Raw genomic sequence first — 19798 nt, forward strand, 5'->3', positions numbered from 1 at the left:
TAATCTGACAAGTTTAGATTGGTAGTTTTTTCTTATATTTTTAACGTTTTTTTTATAAATATTATTTTAAAGCAAGTTAATAAAAGCGAATCATTAACAGCTTTGATACAATGATTATAGTGGGGAAATATATCAGGGAGAATGGTAGGAAAGTGAGTCAGAATAAATTTTGAAGGGGATACATGGTTATCAGATATGAAACCAAAATTAGAAGATGTTGCAAAATTAGCTGGTGTATCGAAAACAACGGCATCACGTGTGCTGAATAATCGGGGTTATTTAAGTGAAAAAACGTTGAAAAAAGTCCATGATGCAATGGAAACATTGAATTATCAACCTAACGCAGCAGCAAGACAGTTATTTAAGCAAAAAACAGGATTGATTGGGCTAATTTTTCCGACTGTTGCCAATCCCTTTTTTGGTGAATTGGTTGATTATTTGGAGTATGAATTATACCAACGCCATTTTAAAGTTATTATTGGTAATTCGATGCAAGATGTGAATAAAGAAATCGATTATTTAAATCAATTGTTGGCTGGTCAGGTTGACGGTTTAATTGTGGGAACACATAATCAAGGGATTGCAGAATATAAATATAGTCATTTACCAGTCGTCGCAATTGATCGCGTCATGAATAGTGATATTCCAATTGTTGAATCTGATAATTACAGTGGGGGTGTTCTGGCAACAGAACAGTTAATTAATTCTGGCGTGACACGTATTATTCATACAAATGGGCCCACATCGTTAGAAACGCCAGCAAATCGACGACGAGTTGCCTATGAAGCTGTGATGACGGCACATGGATTAGAGCCGCATACCTTTACAATTGACTTTAGATTGTCATTTGATGAAAAACGCCAATGCTATCAACGGTTGTTTGATATGTATCCAGATGTTGAAGCGTTATTTGTCTCAAATGATGTGGATGCTAGGATTATTATAACGATTGCAAAGGAACGTGGGCGAAAAATACCAGAAGATCTACTTGTTGTTGGCTATGATGGGACTGAATTGATGCGAAATATGATGCCAGAGTTAACAACAGTTGTACAACCTATTGAGAAAATGGCAAAAACGGCGGTGGATGTTTTGTTAAAGCGTATTGCGGGGAATGAAACGAAAACAGAATATATCTTACCAGTAACCTTATGGGATGGGGAAACGGGTATCAGATAGTCAATTAAAAGAACCAGGTGACTGGTCTTTTTTTATTTTACTTATATCAACCGGTTGACATATATGAAAAAGTGAGTTTATAATACACCATGTGAAAGCGATTACATCTTATTTTTACTGAATGGCACAGTTTATCTATATGTTAGGGGGTTGTCTTGTGTCAAAATATATGAAATCTTTTAAAAATGAATCCTATCTTCAGAGTTCAGTTACTATGTTTTTGTACTTCGCGTCGTGGGGAATTTGGTGGTCATTTTTCCAACTATGGTTAACTTCTAAAAGTGGTTTGAATTTGAATGGTAGTACTGTTGGTACCATTTATTCAGCTAACTCGTTAGTGACATTAATACTGATGTTCTTCTATGGTACTTTACAAGATAAGTTGGGTATCAAAAGACATTTGTTAATATTTAGTGGTATTTGTGCAGCGTTAGTAGGGCCATTCTTTATTTACGCTTATGAACCAATGTTGCACAGCAATTTTACTGTTGGGTTGGTGATTGGCTCAATCTTCCTTTCAGCTGGATTTTTGGCAACAACTGGTATTTATGAAGCATTAGTTGAACGTTTTAGTCGCATTTTCAAATTTGAATATGGTCAAGCACGTGCATGGGGTTCGTTTGGTTACGCTGTTGTGGCGCTATTGGCTGGTCATTTATTTGTTATTAACCCTGACTTGAATTTCTGGGTTGGATCAATTTTTGGTATTTTGCTACTGCTTAATGTTTGCCTTTGGGTACCCAAAGCTGAACGACAGGAAAGAGCGCGCAGTGCCCAAGAAACTGAAAAATCAGTGCCAAGCGTGAAAGAAATGTTGTCTTTGCTGAAGATGCGTGATCTTTGGAGTGTTATTGTTCTCATCTTTTTCACATGGACTTTCTATACTGTCTTTGATCAGCAAATGTTCCCAAGTTTTTACGCTGGACTATTTGGATCAGTTGCACAGGGACAACAAATGTATGGTAACTTAAACTCGATCCAAGTTTTTGTTGAAGCAATTATGATGGGTGTTGTGCCAATTATTATGAATAAGATCGGTGTTCGTAATACATTATTATTAGGAATCACAATTATGGCCATAAGAATCGGATTATGTGGATTTATTGATAATCCAGTCGCTATTTCTTGTGTTAAAATGTTGCATTCATTTGAAACACCGCTCTTTACCTTGTCAATTTTGAGATATTTCACACTTCATTTTGACACAAAGTTATCAGCAACACTGTATATGATTGGATTCCAAGTTGCCGCACAATTAGGTCAGGTGTTCCTTTCAACACCTCTGGGTATGTTGCGTGATAACTCAGGTTATGCGATGACTTTCCACATTATTACGATTATCGTTATTATTGCAGGTATCTATGCATTCTTTATCATTAAGAAAGACAGTCAAGATGTTAATGGCGAACCACTAGTAAGAAAAACAGCTTAAGTAAGAGAGGAATTTTTAACGATGAATGACACATTTATACAAGTAACAAATCCGCGATATCGACCACATTTTCATGTGACAGCACCAGCAGGTTGGATCAATGATCCCAATGGTTTTGTTTATTTTAAAGGGTATTATCACATCTTTTATCAATACCATCCATATAGTGCAGAATGGGGACCAATGCATTGGGGACATGCACGTAGTTTGGACCTGATTCATTGGGAATCACTACCAATTGCTTTAACCCCAACCAAGCCAATTTCAAAAAATGGTGTTTTCTCAGGTAGTGCCATTGTTAAAGATGATAAGTTATATTTGATGTATACAGGTCATCATTTTGGTGACAGCGGTGACGACGATGACTTCTATGAGGATCAAAATATTGCGATTAGCCAAGATGGTATTCATTTTGAAAAGTATGAAAACAATCCAGTGATTTCGATGCCACCAAGTGACAATACAGCAAATTTCCGTGATCCAAAAGTTTGGCAACATGGAGACACATATTATGTCATTTTAGGGGGGCAAACGAAGTCGACAAAAGTTGGACGTGTGTTGTTATATGCATCAAAGGATTTATTAAATTGGACATACGAAGGTGCGATTGCGCAAGCTAGTGCGTCAGATAAAGAAGGTTACATGTGGGAATGCCCTGATATTTTTTCAATTGCAGGGCAAGATATATTGTTGATGTCGCCACAAGGCATTCAGCCAGATCATGAAAAATATCTGAACTTACATCAGACAGGTTATATGATTGGTAAATTAGATTTAGATACAGCTCATTTTGATAGAAATGAATTTATCGAGATAGATCATGGTCATGATTTTTATGCTAGTCAAACAATGCTTGCACCAGATGGTCGTCGGTTGATGTTTGGTTGGATGGCGATGTGGGAAAGTGATATGCCAGAACAGGCAGATGGTTGGGCAGGTGCATTAACTTTTCCAAGAGAGTTAACGATTAAAGACAATCATATTTATATGAATCCAGTTGCTGAACTTGCCCAGTTACGGATCAATGGCTCAGAAAAGGCCATCACATTTACAGAAAATGATACGGAACAACTTGTTGTATCGGGTGCTGATAGTCATGAAATCCAATTGCAATTAAAGACAGATGAAGATTATACATTGAAATTTATGGCAGCAAATGACATTGTCCTTGCTTTGCACTATGATCATCAAGAAAATAAACTAACGATTGCAAGATCAGATCGTCCTGACCAACGTGTTGGGTATGTGAAGCCAACAGTAACGATGACATTGCAACTATTGATTGATCGTAGTTCGGTAGAGTTCTTTGTTAATGATGGTGAAACAGTGTTTACAGAACGTTATTATAGTGAAATTCATCCAGATGTTGTGTTAAATAAAACAAATTTTTCAGATGTTCAAGCAACGACATATGAATTAGAGAAAAATGCGATTAAATATTAAAAAATAAATTGATAAAATAGGAGAAATGAAATGACACTTTTAGGAGCAATTGAAGCAGGTGGCACAAAATTTGTTGTTGCGGTAGCTGATGTGGATGATCCAGATACAGTCATCGCCCGAGAGAGTTTTCCAACGTTGGATGGTCCGGCAACAATCAAACAAGTGATTACTTTTTTTGATCAGTTTCCAGATATTGCTGCTATTGGGATAGCTGCTTTTGGACCAATTGATATTAATCCACAAAGTCGAACATATGGCTATGTTTTGGATACACCTAAGAGGGGTTGGTCAGGTTATGACTTTTTAGGTGCAATGAAGGCATGGCGTGATATACCTTATTATTGGACAACTGATGTCAACGGTGCTGGTTGGTCAGAATATGTTTCAGGGGCAGCTAAGGATGCTGAAAATGTCGTTTATTTAACAGTTGGTACCGGCATTGGTGCAGGCATTATTCAACATGGTCATTTATTGAGTGGTAATTCACATCCTGAAGCAGGGCATATTATGATGCGTAAACATCCTAAAGACCAATATGCTGGTCATTGCCCATTTCATGGTGATCGATGCTTGGAAGGATTAGCGTCAGGACCAGCTATTGAAGAACGTTGGCATGAGTCAGCCAAGTCATTGCCTGATGACCATCTCGCTTGGGAAATTGAAGCTGATTATCTTGCTCAGGCACTGGTAACTTATACGACGATTTTACGGCCAGATAAAATTGTTTTTGGTGGTGGTGTACCACATCGTGAGATTTTGTTGCCAATGGTACGTAAGTCATTTGCAGAACAGTTAGCTGATTATTTACCAGTTGGTCAGCTAGATCAGTATATTGTGCATGTTGAACATGGTGATGATGCTGGTATCTTGGGATGTTTCTACTTAGCAAAATCATTGCTATCTTAAAAAAAGAGAATGAGATAAAAGTTGCTATGACCAGCTAAAAAAGGCGTCAATCTATCAATTTTGATAGATTGGCGTCTTTTATCGCACTCCTATTAAACGTGTTCCAAAAGACTGAAGCCTTACTGTAACAACAATTAGGCACTTCCGATTCTTCGTTATATTGCGAACCAAAATCACCTAATCATTGTTACAATCGGCTTCAAAGCGTCTTTTATCACACTCTCATTAAACGTGTTCCAAAAGACTGAAGCCTTACTGTAACAATAATTAGGCACTTCCGGTTCTTCGTTATACTGCGAACCAAAATTACCTAATCATCGTTACAATCGACTTCAAAGCGTCTTTTATCGCACTCTTTTTAATGACGTTGAATCACTAAAGCACTTTCTTGAGTCAGCACATCTTGATAGTAAGAAATGCTATACGAGTTTTCAGGTAATTTTGCAAAGTAATCTTTGAAAGAATCAAGTGAGACGTGATTTTCACCAAGAAGGCACAATAGGCCATCAGGCTTCAAAAACATCAGGATCGTTTTTGCAATCGTTTGTACATCGGTCAAATTAGTTTGTCTGCTTAATTGAAAGATAGCAGCACCAACAGGTTGCGTAGGGTCTAAATAGGGTGACATAGCTGTAAAATGTTTACTAATTAAGTCAACACGTTCATTTAAACCACTCAAGAAAAGTGATGTGGCAACATCGTCAATTTCAGACTTGACGTCTGAAAAAGACATGACTTTACCTTGATCACCGACACGACTTGCTAAAAATCGGGTAATATCACCATGTCGTATCGTCGCATCAATGGCGAGATCACCAGGATTGAGATACTCATTCAATGATATTTGAACTAGATTTTGGATTGAGCGCATTTTCGAAAACCTCTCGTGTACGATATTTAAAAATAATTTCTTTAGACATAATTAATAAGAAGGTCCCTAAACCAAAACCGGCGAGGACATCCGATAAGTAGTGTACACCTAAATAAACGCGACTAATAGGGATGGCGATGATTAAACCGGCGAAAAGTGTCATAAAGGCATATCTGAGATTATCTTCAGATTTTAGATAGTAATGTACTAAGACGATAAGTGAACCGTATAATAAAACAGCGTTTAGGGCATGACCTGATGGAAATGAATAACCAGATTGTTCGATGACATGATAAATGGCTGGTCGTGGACGGTGAAAAATATGCTTAAATAATGACATCATACCTAAACCAAAGACGCCAACATTAACAACCATGAATACGGCCACATCTAGTTTGCGAATCAACAGTGCAATAATTGCCGTAACAATCATCACTAATGCGGTCCATTTTGTATTGCCAGCACGTGTTACATTACGAAAAAACCATGATCTTTCAGGTGTTAACGGTTCTCTTAAGTGTCGGAATCCAAATTGATCTAACCAAGTAATGTAACTTAGATGATACACATAGCCAATAGCCATTGTTAAAAAAATGATCAAACCAATAAATGCAACAATTAATTGTAGATAATCAAATTTACGTAGGTGTCTCATTTGAATTCCTCCCTCTTATTTCTTTCTCATTTTATTAGTTTAGCACAAAATGTTTCAAAAATATGGATAATAATTAGTTCTCTTAATCCTTGATGAATATTGAAAGCTCGGACTTTTTTTGATAAAGTAAGATTATTAAAGTGAGGTTATCAATCATGGCATATCAACACAAATTAGTAGAGAAAAAATGGCAACATTTTTGGGATGAACATCAGACATTTAAAACACCAAATGTTTCTGACAAAGAAAAGTTTTTTGCAATGGACATGTTTCCATTTCCATCTGGTCAAGGTCTGCACGTTGGGCACCCAGAGGGATACACGGCAACAGACATTGTGTCACGTATGAAGCGAATGCAAGGCTACAACGTCTTACATCCAATGGGGTTTGATGCGTTTGGTTTGCCAACTGAGGAATACGCCATTAAAACTGGTGAAGATCCAAGGACAGTGACCGCAAAAAATGTCAAAACTTTCCGTCATCAAATGAAGTCACTTGGCTTATCATATGATTGGTCACGTGAAGTTAATACAACTGATCCAAAATATTATAAGTGGACACAATGGATTTTTGAGCAATTATATAAAAAAGGCTTAGCTTACGAAGATGAAATCATGGTTAACTGGGCACCAGATTATAATGGTGGTACAGTGGTAGCTAATGAAGAAATTATCGATGGTAAAACTGAACGTGGTGGCTATCCAGTTTATCGTGTGCCAATGCGCCAATGGGCGTTGAAGATTACAGCATATGCCGATCGTTTGCTTGATGACTTGGATGACTTAGATTGGCCAGATGCGATTAAAGAACAACAACGTCATTGGATTGGGCGTTCGATTGGGGCTTCAGCAACGTTTAAAGTACAAGATTTTGATGCAGAGATCGAAGTCTTCACAACACGTGCAGATACATTGTTTGGGGCTACTTATCTTGTCCTTGCACCAGAACATAAATTAGTTGATCAAATTGTCACAGCTGAGCAACAAGCAGCTGTTGATGCATTTAAGCAAGAAATCGCTTCAAAGTCAGATTTGGAACGGACGGATTTGAATAAAGATAAGGCTGGTGTCTTCACTGGTGCTTATGCAATTAATCCAGTTAATGGGGAAGCATTACCAATTTGGATTGGTGATTATGTTTTGGCCTCATATGGTACGGGAGCTATTATGGCTGTGGCGGCTCATGATACACGTGACTATGATTTCGCTAAGAAATATAATTTGCCAATTCGCCCAGTAATTGCAGGTGGAGATGTTACCAAGGAAGCCTATACGGGTGATGGGAAGCATATCAATTCTGGTTTCTTAGATGGCTTAGATAAAGAAGAGGCGATCACAAAGGTAATTGATTGGCTTGAAGCGCACCATGCTGGTCATAAGAAAGTCAATTATCGTTTGCGGGATTGGATTTTCTCACGTCAACGTTACTGGGGCGAGCCAATTCCAGTGATTCATTGGGAAGATGGTGAACAAACACTTGTTCCTGAGTCAGAATTACCACTTCGTTTGCCAGAAGTCGATAATATTATGCCTTCTGGTACTGGTGAATCACCATTGGTTAATGTTGATGACTGGGTAAATGTCGTTGATGAAAATGGGCGCAAAGGTAAGCGTGAAACAAACACAATGCCTCAATGGGCTGGTTCATCATGGTATTATTTACGTTACATGGACCCACACAATGATCATGAAATTGTGTCACCAGAGGCAGAGGCTTACTGGAAGAATGTTGACTTATATATTGGTGGTGCCGAACACGCAGTGCTACATTTATTATATGCACGTTTCTGGCATAAAGTACTGTACGATCTTGGTATTGTACATACTAAAGAACCTTTCCAAAGATTAGCCAATCAAGGTATGATTCTTGGTGAAAACCACGAAAAAATGTCTAAGTCAAAGGGTAATGTTGTTAACCCCGACGATGTGGTTGAAGAGTATGGGGCTGATACATTACGTTTGTACGAAATGTTTATGGGACCATTGGATCAATCAATTGCGTGGTCAGAAGAAGGCTTGGCTGGTTCGCGTCGTTGGTTAGATCGTGTTTGGCGTTTGTTTATTGATGATAATGACAAGCTACGCGATCACATTACGAAGATTAATGATCATCAGTTGGATCAGATTTATAATGAAACAGTTAAAAAGGTCACTGAAGATTATGAGAATTTACATTTTAACACGGCCATTTCTCAAATGATGATTTTTGTTAATGAAGCTTATAAGCAAGATAGTTTGGCTGTCCAATATGTTGAAGGCTTTATTAAGTTGCTTAATCCAATTGCACCACATTTGACTGAAGAATTGTGGAGCTTCTTGCATGCAGGTGAATCAATTGCCTATGCTGAGTGGCCAACGTATGATGAAGCAGCATTGGTTGCTGATGAAGTTGAAATGATTGTACAAGTCAATGGTAAGCTACGTGGTCATGTGACAGTTGCCGCTGATGCTGAACGTGAAACAATTATTGCGGTAGCACAGCAAGATGATAATGTGCAAAAGCAATTAGGCGGTTCAGAACCAAAGAAGGTGATTGTCGTACCTGGTAAATTAGTTAACTTTGTTGTATAAGTAGTATAAAAATTAAGATTTAAAAACCATCAATAAACCAATAAAAATGGTTAAATTGATGGTTTTTATTATATAATGGGTATCTAAATAACATCATTTATTGACATGATCGTTATTTTTTATGTCAAGTTTGAGGGGGCGGTTGGTATGACGAAAAAAGTATTAATGACAGTTGAAAATTTGAGTATGGGTGGTTTAAAACGTGCAGCAACAGTAGTTGGAAATGCAATGACTACGTTTGCCGATGTTGCCTATTATCAATTAGCAGATGTCCCAAGTTATTACGATCTCGCTGGTAAGTTGATTCCTGCAAAGCATCCGGTCATGCCAGTAAACGGTGCAAAACCATTAGAAAAATATGCACAACAAATGACAGATTTGGCGGATGTCATCTTAGAAAATGATATTGATGTCTTAATTTTGAATGCGGGTATTTTGACAAGCTTTATTCCGTATTTGAAAGAACGGGCGCCGAAAGTTAAAATGATTGCTTGGATGCATAACAATATTGAAACCTACTTTAACCAATATTATCGTGAGATGCGCCCTGAATTTGTGGCTGGTGTTAAGGCGGCCGATGCAGTTGTTGCGCTCACTGAATCAGATCTTAATGGATTTCAGACGGTGACTGATCGGGCAATTAAGATTTGGAATCCGGTAACGATGCCGATTCATGGCAGTGCTGACTTGACCAAAAAAGTAATCGCTTTTACCGGACGCATTGCAATTCAACACAAGGGTATTGATATTTTATTGCATTTGGCCAAAAAGTTACCAGCAGATTGGCAACTGGCAATTGCTGGTGAAGGGTTACCCAAGGATATGGCAGCCTTTGAACGATTAATAAAGGTTAATGGTGTAGCTGATAAAATTATTTATCGTGGTGGTTTAAAGGACGAGGCATTATCAGAACATTATCGGCAAGCATCTATTTTTTTGGCAACATCACGCTGGGAAGGATTGCCGCTGGTACTAGTGGAAGCAATGTCGTTTGGGTTACCAATCGTTTCGACTGATAACACAGGTGCTATCGAAATTTTAGAAGGTGGTATATATGGTGAATTAGCACATCAAGATGTGGATTCGTTATGGTACCGATTAGAACCAGTCATGCAAAGCATTGAAATGCGAGACATGTTGGCAGCCAAGTCACTAGAAAGAGCCAAAAGCTTTGCAATCAAGCCTATTTTAAATCAATGGGCAAATTTGATTAATTAAAAAGTAGCTCATTGTTTGTAAATAGAAGGTGAAATATGTCTACAAACAATGAGCTTTCTTGTGTATAATAGTGTATTGGGTTGTCATTGGCGCTATAGTTCAACAGGATAGAACAAGGACCTCCTAAGTCTTAGATCACAGTTCGAGTCTGTGTAGCGTCATCGAAATATTAGGAAGGGGAAATAACATGGCTGATGAGAAATCACCCCAATCAAAAAATAAAGCATCAACATCGCCTTTTCGGCGTGATATTACTTTTGATGAATTAAACCAATTACTAAATGGTAAAAAAGTTGATGAAATTTTTGAAGATCGTCATGATGATGCTTTGTCTCTAGAAGATGCATCATCAGCTGAAGTTCCCACGGATCAAAAGGTGACAGAGGTAAAGGTTAGACCAAATGGCGTCGCAACGTTTAAAGTACATGAAGTACCAGATACAGTTGGCCATTTAACAACGCCAACTGCAGAAGTTGAAAAGACGGTTACCAAGTCAGTACCAGTGTTTGAATCAGAAGAATCAGCGACAGCAGAAGATTCAACCCAATTAGCGGACACTGATAAAGCTGCGAAGTCACGTATGTTACGAGGCTCTGCTTGGATGACGATTGGTAGTTTAGCATCACGTTTGTTGGGTGCTTTGTATATCATTCCATGGATCGCCATGATTGGTAATGTTTACTATAATTTTGCGAATTCTCTGTTTTCACAAGGATATCAGATCTATAGTGTGGCATTATTGATTGCAACGGCGGGGTTGCCGAATGTATTAGCACGTTTAGTTGCTGAATACAGTGCGTCTAACCAATTTATGGCTGTCAAACATATTTTCCGACAAGCTTTAAACTTAGGTGCCTTACTGGGCTTGGTTGCAGGTGGTGTATTATTCTTATCAGCAGGGTTACTATCACAAGGTGATCCAAATGTTGTTCGTGTTATTCATGCACTGTCAGCAGCTGTTGTGATTATTCCAACGCTATCCATGTTACGTGGCTACGTACAAGGATTTGAGTTTATGGGTCTTTCTGCTTGGTCGCAATTTATTGAGCAATTAGTGCGTGTGGCGTATATGTTAGCCATGACCTATTGGATTATGATCGGGCACCATGGTAATTGGGTTGATGCAACAGTCCAATCAACATTCGCTGCATTTTGGGGTGCTTTAGCAGGTATTTTTGTCTTAATATTAGGTATTGTCGCGCGACATCGCTTCTTTGCCGAACGGACGAAGCATTCAGTGCAAGTACGTCATTTTGATGGTCGAGCAATTTTATTAAGAATGGCTCGGCAGTCTATTCCAGTCATTTTTGCTGGTTCGGCAATTTCATTAGTTCAAGTGTTTGACCAATATACTTTCTTTAAAATTATTCGAGCATTTACAAGTGTTTCTCATGAAGCAATGCAAGCAATGTATGCTCAGTTTGCATTTAATTCCAATAAACTAGTGATGTTAGTCATTTCATTAGCAGTTGGGATGGCAGAGACAGCATTGCCAATGCTAGCACGAGCACGTGAAATTGGGGATCGCGTGAATATCGGTAATCAAATTCAATTTGCATTAAAGTTACTATCATTTGTCATGGTACCAGCCGTGTTGGGAATGGTCGCAACAGCACGACCATTATATATTTTGTTTTATCGTACGTCTGACTTAACGAATGGTACTTTAATCCTACAGTTTGCGAGTTACTCAGCCATTTTCTTGAGTCTTTATATGGTAGTATTGGCGATTTATCAAGGCCTTGGTCGTTTACGTTATACGGTTAGATTGTTGGTATTTATTTTCCTGATTAAGATTATTTTACAAGTACCATTAACCATTTGGTTGCAGGGGATGGGTCCTCTGGTTGCGACAACGATTGCTTTCATGTTGGGAATGATCATTGCTATCCGTCACCTATCAAGCTTATATGGTATTGATTGGGCTTCATTTAACGAAACATTTGTTATCATTTTATTCTGGAGCTTGGTTATGTTTGCAATTGTTACACCAATAACTTACACTTTAGGTTTATTTACACCAGATACAAAGTTGTATCAATTATTGATTTTATTTATCAGTGGTCTAATTGGTGCAATCATTTATGGCATTGCCGTTTTGAAAACGCACGTTGGTGAAACGATTTTAGGTTCACGAGCAGTTTGGTTAGCTCATAAATTACATCTAAAATAATATTTTTTCAAACTATTTATTGGCAAAAATTAATGTTAGGATAAAGTTGACCTCAAATTTTGAGGGCAGCTTTTTTAATGTAAACATGTGGAAAAGTCTGTGTAAAACACTGCTTTAATGTGGATAACTGGGGAAAAAAGGTGGAAATCTTTTGTGTTTTTCCACTGGTACGGTCTAATTAAACATAAAATAGGTAGAAAATACTTTTAAAAATCTTGAAAATTCACTAATAAAGGCACTTTTTTAAAAAAACGTCATCGTGTGAAATGTGGAAAACTTTAAGTATTGATTATTTTGCCAAATTTTAAGTCTGATAGCGTATAATTCAGAGTAATAGATATTGAAGATAAGGATATGAGTAAAATATGACACGTTCATTTAAAGAGTTAACAACAGAACAATTTGAGTCATTTGCGCAAACCCATCCAGCGGGTAGTTATTTACAAACCGCAGCACAAGCTCGGCTACTCGCACGTCGTGGGTGGCAAACGAGCTTAGTTGGCTTAATATCAGATAATCAAGTTGAAGCAGCAGCAGTATTAGCTTGGATACCAGTTCGAATGGGTAACCTTTTTCAAATCGATGGTGGGATGTTAATTGATTTTCAAGATAATGAGCTAGTGCAAGCGTTTATTGAAGGCGTTATGAATTTTGCAAAAGCACGCCATGGACTCTTTTTGCGGATCGTGCCAAATGCGATTTATCGGCGGTATGATGATGAAGGAAAACAAATTGGCGCGACAGAAAATGTGGTGATTGATGCGCTAACTCGTATTGGCTTTGAACACACACCTGCGTCAAAAGGCTGGACAACTAATTCTTCACCATCGTGGCAATATGTTAAATCATTACAGCCTATCCTAGATTCTGATGAACCAGAAAAAGCTTTACGTGCGTCATTTGGGAAAGATGGTAAATATTATTTAAAGAAGACGGACCAGTTTGGCATTAAAGTACGTCGTTTGGGTAAACAAGATCTGCCAGATTTCAAAGCACTAACACAAGATACAGCAAATCGTCTGAACTATCATGATAAAGATTTAGATTTCTATGAAACAGTTTTTGATGAGTACGGTGATGATGCCTTTTTTGTTTTTGCAGAAATGGACTTTCCTGCTTACATTAAGGGACAGCAACAAGCACGAGATCACTTGACTGAAGTTGTGACAAATCTTGATGCACGAATCCTTGAAAAACCTAATTATAAGAAGTTGAAGCGTCAACGTGCGGAATATGCCGATCAACGTAAACAACATGAAAAACGAATTTCACAAGCAAAAATGGCGCGTGAACAAGCAGGTAAGGATGTCGTGACTATTGCGGGGGCATTGTTTTTAGCAACAGCCAATGAGATGATTTATTTGTATTCAGGCACATATGATGAGTATAAGAATTTCTATGGTCCTTATGCCGTGCAAGAATATGCTTTTGAACAAGCCTTGAAACGACAAATTCCACATTATAATTTCTATGGCATTTCTGGTGTTTTTGATGGTTCTGATGGTGTGTTGGGATTCAAACAAGGTTTTTCTGGGCATGCTGAAGAAAAGGTGGGTTCATTTACGAGACCAATTAATGGACCAAAATATGCGATATATCACTTCTTGAAAAAAATATTAGCAAGGAATTGATCATTAATATAATAAAAGCCAAAGTAAATGCTGTGAATTCACAGTACACTTTGGCTTTTTATGATGCGTTATTTTTTAAAGAAGCCATAATGCCATAGTATGACCGTAATAATAATCATGAAAATGATCGTAATAAGAATGGTGTATACCCAACCATCAGCTGCATGCGTTAAGGGCAGAATCACGTTTTGACCAAAAAATCCGGAAACGATCGTTGGCACGGTTAGGACAATTGAAGATACTGTTAATAGCTTCATCGTCCAATTTAAATTAGCGTTAGCCACATTATCAAAGGCGTTAGCCACGCTGCTGGTAACTTCTTGTGATAGTTTTCCGGTGTCAAGTGCTTGTTGTAATTCTACTGCAACATCTTCAATACGTTCAACTTGTTGGGTCGTCAAATGATGACGTTCATGGCTTTTTAAGACGTTTAAAAGAGTGTGGTTTGTTTGCAAAGAATTAATTAAATAGATGAGATCCGTTTGTAGTGACATTAGTTGATTGATGGCTGGTTGAGTTGGTTTAGTGGATTTAATATTACTTTGAATAGTTAATCGCTTGCGATTAATCGTTAAAATGGCTTTCATAAACTCACCAGATAATGATTCAGTCGCACTTAAAATAACATCTATAGGAAATTCAGGTTGTGTTTGTGATAATTCAAGCAAATGATTAATGACATAGGTTGTTTCTTTACGAGTAAAAACATAAAGCATGGTTTGCTCAGTATTATATAAAAAACCAACCGGTTCAGTTGTTGCTCGTGTTGATGTTGGCGTAACGATGTCAAAAATCATTAAATTATATCGCTGTGCATCATCAAATTCCATCCGGGCACTTTCGTAGGGATCAATGGCATAGTCAATTAATTCATTGGAAATTTCATGTGTTTTAACGAGTTGTTGACGGTCATCAACTGTCATTTCGTCAACTTGATATAATGTAAAATTATCAAAAAGTTTCAGCTTTTTTATCATCAGAGGGTCCTTTTTATAAAGTTTATGTATGGTTAGTATACCTTATTAATGGGTCGTTATCGTACTCATTTTAGATAGATAATACAAGATAACGATAAGACGATCTAGAAAAACATGAGCCGAAATTTTGTGATATATCGCTGAAAACCGACAAATTAACAGTGAAAATCGTTAGCTTGTCGGTTTTTTTTAGTTGATTTTAATGTGTGCCGTTTATCAAATACTAGTCATATTATTCAGGTCATTAAGCTAATTGCGTACCAGCTTCTAGCGTATTGTCTAATTTAAAGATATGTTCAACATCAATAATGACAATGGCTGCGCGTGGGAAACGGTCAAAAATTTCTTTTGGTAATAACGCTTGTGCTATATCATCATCTTCATGAATATGAGCTTGTCCTTCGAAACGGAATCCTTTTTGAGCATCCCTATCAGCAACTGCGACAGCAGCGTGTCCGTTCACTGTTAAATTATGAAAGGCATGTCGGAATGTATGTTCGAAGTATACTAAATGTTCATCGTCTAAAACATGTAACGACCCTTTGGGACCAACTTTGGGCATGCCATTTTCGTCTGCAGTTGCTAAGAATGGAAATTGTTCTTTAATCATTTGTTTCATATCAGTTGTTAATTTTGCCATAGGATCTCCCCTCTGTTTATTCACTTACTTATTATAAGGGATAACGACTGGAAAATCAAATCAAGGCGCTTTTTGAGTGATTAAATCGGTGTATGAATAGTCGTTGTTTTAAGGGGCTTATTAAGTGGCAATCAGCAAAGTCACCAGCAGGATTTTGTTGACTAATAACGGAAATGTCGGTATACTTGTAAAGTTATTGATAACAAAAATGGAGGAAATAATTATGGCAGTTAGATCACCATATAACTCATGGGCCCGTCGTCGTCCAGTATCACACGACTACTCAAAGAAAGTTCGTAACGATGAAGTTGTTAACATTCAACAATGGGCTAAGGGTAAAGCTGAATTAGAATCAAAGTAATTTGATTTAAAATTAGTGAATAAGATAAGACCGTACCGATGTAGATATACATGGGTACGGTCTTTTTGAATTATCAGTAAATAATTATCATTGGTATAATGAAATAACCTAGTATGAAAATAATTAGTTGCTTAACATTTGGAAAAATGATCGATTTATTTCATACGAATAATCTTGTCATATAAAAAGATAAGCAAACATTAATATAACGATAAACTGCAAAATAAACGTATTATACGATTAGCATAATAACGATATCAGTTACGACAATTAGAAAGGTGCATTTATGGCAAGTAAATATCCAACAGCCGAATTAGTTGGTATTGTGATGACACAAACAAATAGTGGTCAATATGAGCAAAAAGAAAGTCCAGTTAGTCAGCATGATTTTCATAGTTGGCGAATTGGTAAACATACCAAAGGAAAGTTACAACAGCCAGGTCAATTATTTTTAACTGAAAATAATTTAATTGTGATGCTTGTTGCAATAAAACCATTGGCTTTTAAAAATCGGCATACAATAACACCAATGGCACGGTTTTTAACAACAACAGTCTCTGATGAAGTAAAAGTACAACTATTAACAAAGTATCAGGATAATCAATCGCTTAAAGATTAGCGGGTGCTATTTTAAGGAACTCGCGTTAAACTTAACTATACAGAATATTTTTAATGTAGCTAATTAATTGCTGGTAGGGGGAAATATTAATATGGTAACAGCAGAATTTGGCGTTGTCGGCTTGGCTGTCATGGGACGTAACTTAGCATTGAATGTTGCGTCACGTGGGTACAAAGTCGCTGTTTATAATCGTACGTCTGGACGGACTGACGATTTAGTTGCAAAGCATCCAGATAAAGGCTTTGTTCCTGGCTATACCATTGAAGAATTTGTCGCATCGATTCAAAAGCCGCGACGTATTTTGTTAATGGTTAAAGCAGGTGCAGGGACAGATGCAGTGATTGAAGAATTACTACCGCATTTGGATAAAGGTGATATTTTAATTGATGGTGGTAATACTTTCTTTGAAGATACAATTCGTCGTTCTAAGAAATTAGAGCAATCAGGAATCAATTTTATTGGTATGGGCGTTTCAGGTGGTGAGCTAGGGGCTCTTCAGGGGCCTTCAATGATGCCAGGGGGCCAACGTGAAGCCTATGATTTGGTTGAGCCAATTTTAAAAGAAATTGCCGCAAAAGCACCCGAAGATGGTAAGCCAACCGTTACCTATATTGGACCAGATGGTGCGGGACACTATGTCAAGATGGTTCATAATGGTATTGAATATGGTGATATGCAGTTGATTGCTGAATCATATGATATTTTAAAGCGAGTGTTGCAATTAGATAAGAATGCGTTAGCAAAGACATTTGCTGATTGGAACCAAGGCGAGTTGAACTCATACTTAATTGAAATTACAGCAGATATATTAACGCGTGATGATGATCTTGGCTCAGGAAAACCAATGGTTGATATGATCTTAGACCGTGCTGGTAACAAGGGGACTGGTAAATGGTCATCACAATCAGCTTTGGCTGTTGGTGCACCACAATCTTTGATTACAGAATCAGTATATGCACGTTATATTTCAGCATTAAAGACTGATCGTATCGCTGCTTCCGGCGTGTTATCAGGACCTGATTATCATTTCGATGGTGATAAGGCGGCAACAATTGAAGATATCCGTAAGGCATTATACTTTGGTAAAGTTATGTCATATGCACAAGGATTTGATCAATTACGGATGGCGTCAGATTATTATGATTGGTCGTTGCCATTTGGTGAATTAGCACAACTATGGCGTGCGGGGGCCATTATCCGTGCCCAATTCTTGCAACGTATCACAGATGCTTATGAAGAGAAACCAGCATTACATAATTTGTTGCTAGATTCATACTTTAAACAAATTGCTGAATCTTATCAAGCGTCTGCTCGCCGTGTGATTGCGTTAGCAACGGCAGCTGGTGTGCCAGTACCATCATTATCAGCAGCGGTCGCTTACTATGATTCATATCGTTCAGCTATTTTGCCTGCAAACTTGATTCAAGCACAACGGGATTACTTTGGCGCCCACACTTATGAGCGTGTTGATAAACCAGCTGGTGAAATGTACCATTATTCATGGTATGATGAAGCTTAAAATTATGATTGATATGAAATTAAGTTGTTATGCAGTTTAAAGTATGCTAACATTTATCTAGTGGAAGCAAAAAACGTACATTAATTAAGGAGAGTTGAGCGAATGTTTGATTTTAATAATAATAATCGTCGTTTGAACTCAACACAATTAGTGATTGGGCGTTTTGGCGACGCTTAAACTGTGAGAACTTACGAAGCAGTCACCCAATTACGAAATTGGATGACTGCTTTTTTTGTTGAATTTTTACATTAGGGAGATTACTTATGTCGCAGACGGTTGAATTGAAACGATCGATGGGAATTTGGTCAGGGTTGTCGTTAGTTGTTGGAACAGTTATCGGATCAGGAATATTTTTTAAACAAGCAGGTGTTTTGCAAACGGCTGGTTCATCAACCCTAGGCTTATTAGCTTGGGTAACAGGAGGCGTGATTACACTAGCTGCTGGACTAACCATTGCTGAAATCGGTGCAAGATTACCCAAAACGGGTGGGCTATATAGCTATATTGAATCACTATATGGTCCTGTTGCTGGCTTTTTGACAGGATGGATGCAAGTCGTCATTTACGCACCAGCGGTGATTGCGTCAATTGCCGGGTATGCCGCATTTCTAACAGCTAATTTTCTGGGTTTGCCAACCAGCGCTGCAACATGGATTTCTGTGATATATGTTGCCTTTATTGCTGGTATTAATCTATTTGAAAATCGTGTTGCCGCAAGTTTTCAAGTTATAACGACATCAATTAAATTGATTCCGATTGCTATTTTAATTATTTATGGATTATTCTTTGGAAAAGTTGATGCGTTAGGTCAAACAGTGTCACAAACTGTTGCGCATGGTGGTGGCTTTGGTATGGCCATCTTAGCAACTTTATTTGCCTATGATGGTTGGATTTTGCTAGCAAATATTGCTGGTGAACTAAAGAACCCACGACGCGATTTACCACGGTCAATAGTTGGGGGTGTTAGTTTAGTTGTGGTGGCATATGTTGGTGTATCATTTGGTGTTTACCATGCCTTACCATCTGATCGGATTGTTGCTTTACAAAATAATGCGACGTTTGCAGTCGTACGAGCAGCATTTGGTGATTTTGGTGGCCGTGCACTAAGTATCGCCATCATTATTTCAATGTTAGGGACATTAAATGGGAAAATGATTTCGTTTCCACGAATGGCTTATGCCATGTCATTAGATGGCTTATTTCCAAAATATTTATCAAAATTAACGAAAAAAACGCAGGAACCAACGAATGCAATATTGACAGTTGCTTTTATGACAATTTTCTTGGCAATCGTCTATACAAATGGGGTTGATCGTCTGTCAGATATTGCAATTTTTACAATCTGGATATTCTATACAGCTGCCTTTTTCGGGGTGTTCATTTTACGTCGTCAGAAATTGTCTGACCATGTTGATCCTAAAACACTATTTAAGACACCTTTGTATCCAGTGACACCTTTAGTTGCCATTGTTGGCGCTTTGTTTGTGATTGGGTCAACAATCATTAACGATTTTTCAGGAGCAGTCATTTCAATTGCATTAGTTGCAATAGGGTTGCCGGTATTTTACTATTACAATTATAAACGGCAGCAACAATAGTCAGTT

At 37.7% G+C, this 19798-nt stretch carries 16 protein-coding genes and 1 tRNA gene; 13 read left to right on the top strand and 4 right to left on the bottom strand.

Translation table 11 applies throughout. The annotated features are described in order from the left end of the window. The first annotated feature begins 195 nt into the window (after positions 1-195). The 4 genes from ACSKY2_RS08390 to ACSKY2_RS08405 all read left to right on the top strand — a co-directional run bounded on the left by ACSKY2_RS08390 (position 196) and on the right by ACSKY2_RS08405 (position 4960). Positions 196-1179, top strand: a complete 984-nt coding sequence (locus ACSKY2_RS08390) for a LacI family DNA-binding transcriptional regulator (RefSeq protein WP_489877438.1) — start codon at positions 196-198, stop codon at positions 1177-1179. A 139-nt stretch (positions 1180-1318) separates the two neighbouring features. Further along, positions 1319-2611 carry an MFS transporter gene (locus ACSKY2_RS08395; RefSeq protein ID WP_489840197.1) on the top strand — a complete coding sequence of 431 codons (1293 nt, stop codon included), beginning with the start codon at positions 1319-1321 and terminating at the stop codon, positions 2609-2611. A 21-nt stretch (positions 2612-2632) separates the two neighbouring features. Next, entirely contained in the window at positions 2633-4054 is a 1422-nt protein-coding gene (locus tag ACSKY2_RS08400; RefSeq protein ID WP_489877439.1) for a glycoside hydrolase family 32 protein, read from the top strand. A gap of 30 nt (positions 4055-4084) precedes the next feature. Further along, on the top strand, positions 4085-4960 hold the full coding sequence (locus ACSKY2_RS08405) for an ROK family protein (RefSeq protein WP_489877440.1): 876 nt from the start codon (positions 4085-4087) through the stop codon (positions 4958-4960). Positions 4961-5318: 358 nt separating this feature from the next. Here ACSKY2_RS08405 and ACSKY2_RS08410 read toward each other — a convergent pair whose 3' ends face one another. Continuing rightward, entirely contained in the window at positions 5319-5831 is a 513-nt protein-coding gene (locus ACSKY2_RS08410; RefSeq protein WP_489840194.1) for an rRNA methyltransferase, read from the bottom strand. Next, entirely contained in the window at positions 5791-6486 is a 696-nt protein-coding gene (locus tag ACSKY2_RS08415) for a phosphatase PAP2 family protein (RefSeq protein WP_489877441.1), read from the bottom strand. Before ACSKY2_RS08415 ends, ACSKY2_RS08410 begins: the two co-directional genes overlap by 41 nt. A gap of 155 nt (positions 6487-6641) precedes the next feature. On the opposite strand from ACSKY2_RS08415, the gene leuS reads away from it, so the two are divergent. From leuS to ACSKY2_RS08440, 5 genes are all read left to right on the top strand, one after another. Next, a complete protein-coding gene (gene leuS / locus ACSKY2_RS08420) occupies positions 6642-9056 on the top strand; it encodes a leucine--tRNA ligase (RefSeq protein ID WP_489877442.1) in 2415 nt (804 codons plus the stop codon). Between the two features lie 147 nt (positions 9057-9203). Next, entirely contained in the window at positions 9204-10274 is a 1071-nt protein-coding gene (locus ACSKY2_RS08425) for a glycosyltransferase (RefSeq protein WP_489877443.1), read from the top strand. Positions 10275-10362: 88 nt separating this feature from the next. Next, positions 10363-10435: transfer RNA gene (locus tag ACSKY2_RS08430), tRNA-Arg, on the top strand. A 26-nt stretch (positions 10436-10461) separates the two neighbouring features. Then, on the top strand, positions 10462-12447 hold the full coding sequence (locus tag ACSKY2_RS08435; protein WP_489877444.1) for a putative polysaccharide biosynthesis protein: 1986 nt from the start codon (positions 10462-10464) through the stop codon (positions 12445-12447). Between the two features lie 365 nt (positions 12448-12812). Continuing rightward, a complete protein-coding gene (locus ACSKY2_RS08440; RefSeq protein WP_489840189.1) occupies positions 12813-14078 on the top strand; it encodes an aminoacyltransferase in 1266 nt (421 codons plus the stop codon). A gap of 68 nt (positions 14079-14146) precedes the next feature. Here the strand turns inward: ACSKY2_RS08440 and ACSKY2_RS08445 are convergent, their stop codons facing one another. Together ACSKY2_RS08445 and ACSKY2_RS08450 are read right to left on the bottom strand one after the other, a co-directional pair. Then, positions 14147-15055: a magnesium transporter CorA family protein gene (locus ACSKY2_RS08445; protein ID WP_489877445.1), complete on the bottom strand. Its 909-nt coding sequence runs from the start codon at positions 15053-15055 to the stop codon at positions 14147-14149. 244 nt (positions 15056-15299) lie between these two features. Beyond that, the gene (locus ACSKY2_RS08450) at positions 15300-15695 is read right to left on the bottom strand and encodes a pyridoxamine 5'-phosphate oxidase family protein (RefSeq protein WP_489877446.1); all 396 of its coding nucleotides are present in this window, start codon (positions 15693-15695) and stop codon (positions 15300-15302) included. 223 nt (positions 15696-15918) lie between these two features. On the opposite strand from ACSKY2_RS08450, the gene ACSKY2_RS08455 reads away from it, so the two are divergent. From ACSKY2_RS08455 to ACSKY2_RS08470, 4 genes are all read left to right on the top strand, one after another. Then, on the top strand, positions 15919-16056 hold the full coding sequence (locus ACSKY2_RS08455; RefSeq protein WP_489840186.1) for a hypothetical protein: 138 nt from the start codon (positions 15919-15921) through the stop codon (positions 16054-16056). Between the two features lie 286 nt (positions 16057-16342). After that, positions 16343-16675, top strand: a complete 333-nt coding sequence (locus tag ACSKY2_RS08460) for a DUF7671 family protein (RefSeq protein WP_489877447.1) — start codon at positions 16343-16345, stop codon at positions 16673-16675. A 91-nt stretch (positions 16676-16766) separates the two neighbouring features. Further along, positions 16767-18194, top strand: coding sequence for an NADP-dependent phosphogluconate dehydrogenase (gene gnd / locus ACSKY2_RS08465; RefSeq protein ID WP_489840184.1), 1428 nt, complete (start codon positions 16767-16769; stop codon positions 18192-18194). Positions 18195-18457: 263 nt separating this feature from the next. Then, entirely contained in the window at positions 18458-19792 is a 1335-nt protein-coding gene (locus tag ACSKY2_RS08470; protein ID WP_489877448.1) for an APC family permease, read from the top strand. Positions 19793-19798: the final 6 nt, after the last annotated feature.

This window comes from Weissella sp. ESL1156, from assembly GCF_058505625.1.

Excerpts from the sequence above, each read along its gene's own strand:
- ACSKY2_RS08390 (WP_489877438.1), top strand. The coding sequence starts at position 196 with ATGAAACCAAAATTAGAAGATGTTGCAAAATTAGCTGGTGTATCGAAA.
- ACSKY2_RS08395 (WP_489840197.1), top strand. The coding sequence starts at position 1,319 with ATGTTAGGGGGTTGTCTTGTGTCAAAATATATGAAATCTTTTAAAAAT.
- ACSKY2_RS08400 (WP_489877439.1), top strand. The coding sequence starts at position 2,633 with ATGAATGACACATTTATACAAGTAACAAATCCGCGATATCGACCACAT.
- ACSKY2_RS08405 (WP_489877440.1), top strand. The coding sequence starts at position 4,085 with ATGACACTTTTAGGAGCAATTGAAGCAGGTGGCACAAAATTTGTTGTT.
- ACSKY2_RS08410 (WP_489840194.1), bottom strand. The coding sequence starts at position 5,831 with ATGCGCTCAATCCAAAATCTAGTTCAAATATCATTGAATGAGTATCTC.
- ACSKY2_RS08415 (WP_489877441.1), bottom strand. The coding sequence starts at position 6,486 with ATGAGACACCTACGTAAATTTGATTATCTACAATTAATTGTTGCATTT.
- leuS (WP_489877442.1), top strand. The coding sequence starts at position 6,642 with ATGGCATATCAACACAAATTAGTAGAGAAAAAATGGCAACATTTTTGG.
- ACSKY2_RS08425 (WP_489877443.1), top strand. The coding sequence starts at position 9,204 with ATGACGAAAAAAGTATTAATGACAGTTGAAAATTTGAGTATGGGTGGT.
- ACSKY2_RS08435 (WP_489877444.1), top strand. The coding sequence starts at position 10,462 with ATGGCTGATGAGAAATCACCCCAATCAAAAAATAAAGCATCAACATCG.
- ACSKY2_RS08440 (WP_489840189.1), top strand. The coding sequence starts at position 12,813 with ATGACACGTTCATTTAAAGAGTTAACAACAGAACAATTTGAGTCATTT.
- ACSKY2_RS08445 (WP_489877445.1), bottom strand. The coding sequence starts at position 15,055 with ATGATAAAAAAGCTGAAACTTTTTGATAATTTTACATTATATCAAGTT.
- ACSKY2_RS08450 (WP_489877446.1), bottom strand. The coding sequence starts at position 15,695 with ATGGCAAAATTAACAACTGATATGAAACAAATGATTAAAGAACAATTT.
- ACSKY2_RS08455 (WP_489840186.1), top strand. The coding sequence starts at position 15,919 with ATGGCAGTTAGATCACCATATAACTCATGGGCCCGTCGTCGTCCAGTA.
- ACSKY2_RS08460 (WP_489877447.1), top strand. The coding sequence starts at position 16,343 with ATGGCAAGTAAATATCCAACAGCCGAATTAGTTGGTATTGTGATGACA.
- gnd (WP_489840184.1), top strand. The coding sequence starts at position 16,767 with ATGGTAACAGCAGAATTTGGCGTTGTCGGCTTGGCTGTCATGGGACGT.
- ACSKY2_RS08470 (WP_489877448.1), top strand. The coding sequence starts at position 18,458 with ATGTCGCAGACGGTTGAATTGAAACGATCGATGGGAATTTGGTCAGGG.